Annotated in this window: 3 protein-coding genes and 3 pseudogenes; 2 read left to right on the top strand and 4 right to left on the bottom strand. The window is 59.3% G+C overall.

Features of this window, described 5'->3' with window-relative positions; all coding sequences use genetic code 11:
- Positions 1–452: 452 nt before the first annotated feature.
- Positions 453–1016 (bottom strand): annotated as a pseudogene (locus tag GGD62_RS40440) (Mu transposase domain-containing protein); the annotation flags it as partial.
- 324 nt (positions 1017–1340) lie between these two features.
- Here GGD62_RS40440 and GGD62_RS40435 point away from each other — a divergent pair.
- Entirely contained in the window at positions 1341–1889 is a 549-nt protein-coding gene (locus tag GGD62_RS40435; RefSeq protein WP_183714830.1) for a hypothetical protein, read from the top strand.
- Between the two features lie 121 nt (positions 1890–2010).
- Here GGD62_RS40435 and GGD62_RS40430 read toward each other — a convergent pair whose 3' ends face one another.
- The 3 genes and pseudogenes from GGD62_RS40430 to GGD62_RS41640 all read right to left on the bottom strand — a co-directional run bounded on the left by GGD62_RS40430 (position 2011) and on the right by GGD62_RS41640 (position 4445).
- Complete coding sequence (locus GGD62_RS40430) at positions 2011–2160, bottom strand: hypothetical protein (protein WP_164719105.1); 150 nt, start codon at positions 2158–2160, stop codon at positions 2011–2013.
- A gap of 508 nt (positions 2161–2668) precedes the next feature.
- A pseudogene (locus tag GGD62_RS40425) lies at positions 2669–3781 on the bottom strand (IS630 family transposase).
- Between the two features lie 253 nt (positions 3782–4034).
- Positions 4035–4445 (bottom strand): 3'-5' exonuclease, encoded by a 411-nt coding sequence (locus GGD62_RS41640; protein WP_183714827.1) that lies wholly within the window; start codon positions 4443–4445, stop codon positions 4035–4037.
- Between the two features lie 184 nt (positions 4446–4629).
- On the opposite strand from GGD62_RS41640, the pseudogene GGD62_RS40415 reads away from it, so the two are divergent.
- Positions 4630–4886 (top strand): annotated as a pseudogene (locus GGD62_RS40415) (IS701 family transposase); the annotation flags it as partial.
- Positions 4887–5017 lie beyond the last annotated feature (131 nt).

The raw sequence follows: 5017 nt of genomic DNA, 5'->3' as shown, positions 1-5017 counted from the left end.
CCTCCAAGAGCCGACCACCCATGAATCATTGAAAAATTGATTCGGAATCCCATAAAACGCGACAAAATCAACAATTTGCCAAAGCAGTGCTAGCTTTTGGTGCCATGATTTGTCCTTGAGCATACGCCTTCCTCGTCGGCTCAAAAGCCGCGCGGATGCGACTCGGCGCCCTTATCGGCTGGGGGGCCTTGGATAGAGGCGCTATCCCTGCCGCATCCGCACTGCCCCGTGAAGTTAGCCCTGGGATCAAAAGGCTAACCCACACCCAGCTTTCCCGTGAACCCTTACCCACGGGGGCTGAAGTGCGGTTTAGCGAGAAAGCCGCCGTGAGTGGCCTACCTAAATTGATAGGCTAGACTGAGCGACTTAACGCCGCTCAACCTGTCAGTAATTCAGCCTATCGGTCTTGCAAAACGATCAGGCCGACGCTAACGGCGAGCTGACCTCCCCGTATCACGTCGACGGGCCAGGATATTGAGCACGACATCGGCGGAATGGACGCTGTGACTGAGCGCTTCGGCACAGGCCGCTTCCACCGCGGGCAGACCGTCAGTCAGCACCGCGTTGAGGATGTCGACCATCTGCCGATTGCCGTCGTCGGTGCTGGCAGGCTTGCGCCGGATCCGCTCGATCGCGGCGGGCAGCACCCAGTCCTCGAAGGGAGCACCGTTGCGCAAGGCGCCGGGTTTGCGGGCGAGCACCGGCACATAATGCCACGGGTCGTAGACGGTATCGCCGCGGCCAAAGGATCGTGGGTGCTCGGCGACGATGCGTCCATCCTGCCGGATCACGATGCGATCGGCATAGGCTTGAACCTCGACCGGTCGTCCGACTGCGCTGGCTTCGACCGAGTACTTGTTGTTGTCGAAGCGCACCAGGCAGGGCTTCGAAACCGATGCCGTCACCGCATGGAAGCCGTCGAAGCGGCCGGCATAGAGAACGAGTTTGGGGCGTTCGGCTTCGAACACCTCCCAGATCGTCTGATCGACCAGCTCCGGGTGGCGACGAGCCTTGGCCGCCAGGACGGGTTAACAGCTAGGTGCCTGCGCTACGAAAGTCGTGTCTTTATCCAGACAAGAAAGCAGGGCCAGCGCGGGCTTCCCTATTTTGTGCACTGCAGAGGCGGGATCCTAGCTGCCCATGGCACCCACGATCACTTTCGATCGACGAGGCCCGAGCAGCCCAGTACCAGGGCCACCAGGCATCCCACACCCATCGGATGCTCTGCGAACGTTTGACAAGCTCGCCAAGGCCGACGTGCGTTATGTCCGCAGTACAGTCGCGCAGTACCTACCGCCAACAGAGAACAGCTTTGGCAGGTATCCCGACGTGTATATCGAATGCAAGGCCTCGCACCGTTGCGATCGAAATCCAGCTCTCGAACACCTTCCAAACGGAAATCTCCGCCCGCTGCCCACCATTATGAGCGTGAAGGGGGCAACCTGATCTGGGTGCTCTATGAAGTCGATCCGACAACCGATGATATCCCGCAAAGTTTTCGCGACGTATTCCGCCGGCACCGCGGCGATGCATTTGTCTTAGACCACGAAGGGGTCCAGGCATCCCACGAGCAAAAGACGATCGTCCTGAAATGCTATTTGAAGGACGGCGAGGACGCGTACAAGCCGCCGAAACTGGTTTGGATCGACGCGCTGACGTTTCGAGGGAAAGGCCTTCCTTCTCTCGAAGAGCGAATAACAGCCAATCTTAAGGCGGAGATCGGCGCGCAAAGAGCGTCTTGGTTCAAGGCGCTTGAGCCTTACCGCGACAATTGGGAATGGACTATCGTCCGCGCACCAGCGGTAAAAGATGCGATCGCGGCCTTAAGCCATCGCTTTGGAGTCATCTCCTCGTATGGTCCCGGCGAAGCAGAAGAGATCGCCGTCTGATCGCCATCGTCTTTACCGTGATATCGGCCGCAAACGGGCACTTCCGAAACTATGCAACGCGGCACGACAATATCCGCGCCTTGCTAAACACGCTCTTGAATAGCGTGGAGGAGATGCAGCGCTACGCTCTCCTGATCGAATCCTTCTCAGCCATAGTAATCAACACGGCCTCTTGAACGGCAAGGTTGGCGAACATATCGAGCGTGCCAAGGCGGCCGCGGAAGGTAATCTCTGCCTCGAGGGCGAGACCGAATGGCAGATCATGGCTCATCTCGTGCCCAGAGGTGTTCAATCGCATCACCCGCGAGGAGATGGCATATTTGGATGAACTTCCGGCTTGCGCATCCGGGGCAACGTAAGGCCCGTGGCCCGGTCTTTTTGGACGGTCCCGGTACCAAACCGCCTCGCTTACCTGCGATGCAGAATTTAAGATGAGCGCTATGCCGATCGCGATTCGCGACGGCTGTATGGCAATGTGGCTTCAACGAATGACTCACATGCAAAATCCATCAGCTGGCAGCGCAACTGCGCAAGCCTGAAGAAGCTTTTATGAGCTGCTGTTCGAGAACATGCGCTCCAGGGGGCAGCATCTCCCGATTGTCCTTTATGAAGGCATGATTTGGGACGGTCGCGCGCGACTTAGGCCATGGTTGGTACCCCTACGTCGACAGGAACTCTGCAAAGCTTCCGCCTGGCATGGCAATCCATGTCACAAGCCCGAAGGCCATGATCATTCGATCATTCTTGGTCCTGATCGGCGTTCGAATGGTTCCTCGGCGCTAGTGTCCTGAACCAGAAGTTCGCAACATCGCGTCGCGTTGTACCGGGGCATTGTAACGGCAGAAGCGCTCGATGGAAGCAAGGATGTCGTCGGCTGACTTGGTCCACCAGAACGGCTTGGGATCAACGTTATGTCGTTCGATGAACGAGGCGATGTCCGCAGGGCGGCTACGCTGCGATAGACGCCGCGCCTGACTTCTTATCGGTAAGAAGCGCGAAGAAGTGCTCGACCTGATTGAGCCATGACGAACTGGTCGGGGTCAGGTGCACATGCCAGCGCGGCCGTTTAGCCAGCCATTTCTGGATCAGCGGGGTTTTGTGGGTGGCGTAGTTGTCCATGACGAGATGGACGTCGAGTTGGCGCGGCACAGCGGCCTCGATCTCGTCCAAGAACTTGCGGAACTCGGCGGCACGGTGCCGTCCGTAGCACTTGCCGATAACCCGTCCGGTCGCAATGTCGAGGGCGGCGAACAGCGAGGTGGTGCCGTGTCTTTTGTAATCGTGGCTCCTTCAGGCCGGCTGGCCGGGACGCATCGGCAACATCGGCTGACTGCGGTCCAGCGCCTGGATTTGAGACTTTTCGTCTACACACAGCACGATGGCGTGTGCCGGCGGCGAGACGTAAAGACCAACAACGTCGTGCACTTTGGCCACGAAGTTCGGATCGGTCGAGAGCTTGAATGACTCCAGCCGGTGCGGCTGGAGTCCGAAGGCCCGCCAGATACGTTGCACCGTCGACACCGACAAGCCGCTGGCCTTTGCCATACCGCGAGAACTCCAATGAGTGGCGTTTTCGGGGCCGCTTTCCAGCGTCCTCACGATCACGGCTTCGATGCGACCATCGTCAATGGTGCGCGGTGCCCCCGAGCGCGGCTCATCGTGCAGCCCGGCCACGCGCTGCTCCACAAAGCGCCGCCGCCATTTGCCTACCGTCCCCCGCTCTAGGCCCAGCTTGGCCGCGTTTCCTTGTTCTGACCGCCTTCCGCGCAGGTCAGCACGATCCGGGCTCTCAGAGCCAGCGCCTGGGCCGTCTTTCGCCGCATTGTCAGCGACTGAAGCTCAGCACGCTCATCATCGCTCAATATCAGGGGTGCAAGTCGCTGGGCCGCTATCAGATCCTCCGTCACTGTTGCAGCCGCCTCTCTGGCACAGCGACGCGAATCTACGATTGCGAACTTGTGACTCGGGCCACTAGATGGGAGCCAGCAACTCGATCTGGAGATCATCAAGCGCAAGTTCGCCAATATGATCGACATCCTGACTTACGATGACTTGCTGCGACGGTTGGACAACATCATCGCATCACTACAGCGCCGGTCTACGGCTCGGCTCTCTGGTGAGGTGGATGAAAGCGACGGGACTAAATTAAGGGCTTGAGCGGCGGCTGCTAGAGCGTAACAGCTCAACGGCGCCGCCCATCGCTACCATCAAATCCCGCAGACGCGAGGCTTGCGACCGCGGCAGCGCGATCGCCAGAAGACGCCGCGCCCTTGATGCACCGACGTAGATTTTGCGAGCTTCTTCGTTGTCGCCCGCAGCGGCACCGGCCAGAGAATCGATGATGCCCTTCGCAGTGCTCGGCGACATCACTACGCAGATCCCGGGAAACTCCATACCTTTCACGCTATGGATTGTCCGTGCCGGGTCGCCCGATGCAGGCGCGACTAACAACACCTTCTCCAACTCACCATTGCGACGAAGCCGCTGATTGATGGATGGGGCCGTCGGCCGGAAGCAGCGGTGCGAGCAGCCTGCGCGCCTCGTCGTGCCATGCATCGGCCGTGGCAAACCGCCCCGGAAAAGCGGAGCGCCTGAGCCAAAGCGACTGCTTCTGGCCGCCACGCGTCGGGTGCCCCCTTAGCGTCCGCGAGATGCTGGTGATAAGTCTTTCCGCGTATCTGGACGGTGTCTGGGATGCGGCGCCGCTGGAGACGGAGCTGCTCAACCAGGCGGACCGACTCAACAGCTGAAGGAGGAGCTTGGACTTGATCACTTCGAAGGGCGATCATGGCAGGGTCTTCATCGCCACGCCCTGATGACAATGATTGCCTACGCCTTCCTGCAACACCATCGCCTCGCACACGCGGGGCAGAAAAAAAAAAGAATCAACGGGCCCCCGCCCCAGCCAGCCATGCCCGCCGTACGTCACGCCATCGTCGATCTCATCCTTCGGCCGCCGTCTCAGCAGTGCCCATATTGCCGAAAGAAACTCCTTGAAAAACAGTGGCGCAAACACATTCTGCCAAAGTAGTGCTAGCATTACAGTTGCATTTTGTTCTTGAGATGGGCTTTGCGCGCGTTGGCCTGATGAGCCCTGCGCCAGGATGACCATGCGAGGATATTGGCGT

This window comes from Bradyrhizobium sp. ERR14 (genome assembly GCF_014198235.1).
Classification (GTDB): Bacteria; Pseudomonadota; Alphaproteobacteria; order Rhizobiales; family Xanthobacteraceae; genus Bradyrhizobium.
The sequence above is the reverse complement of the archived record's forward strand: the minus strand, read 5'-3'. Positions and strand labels throughout refer to the sequence as shown.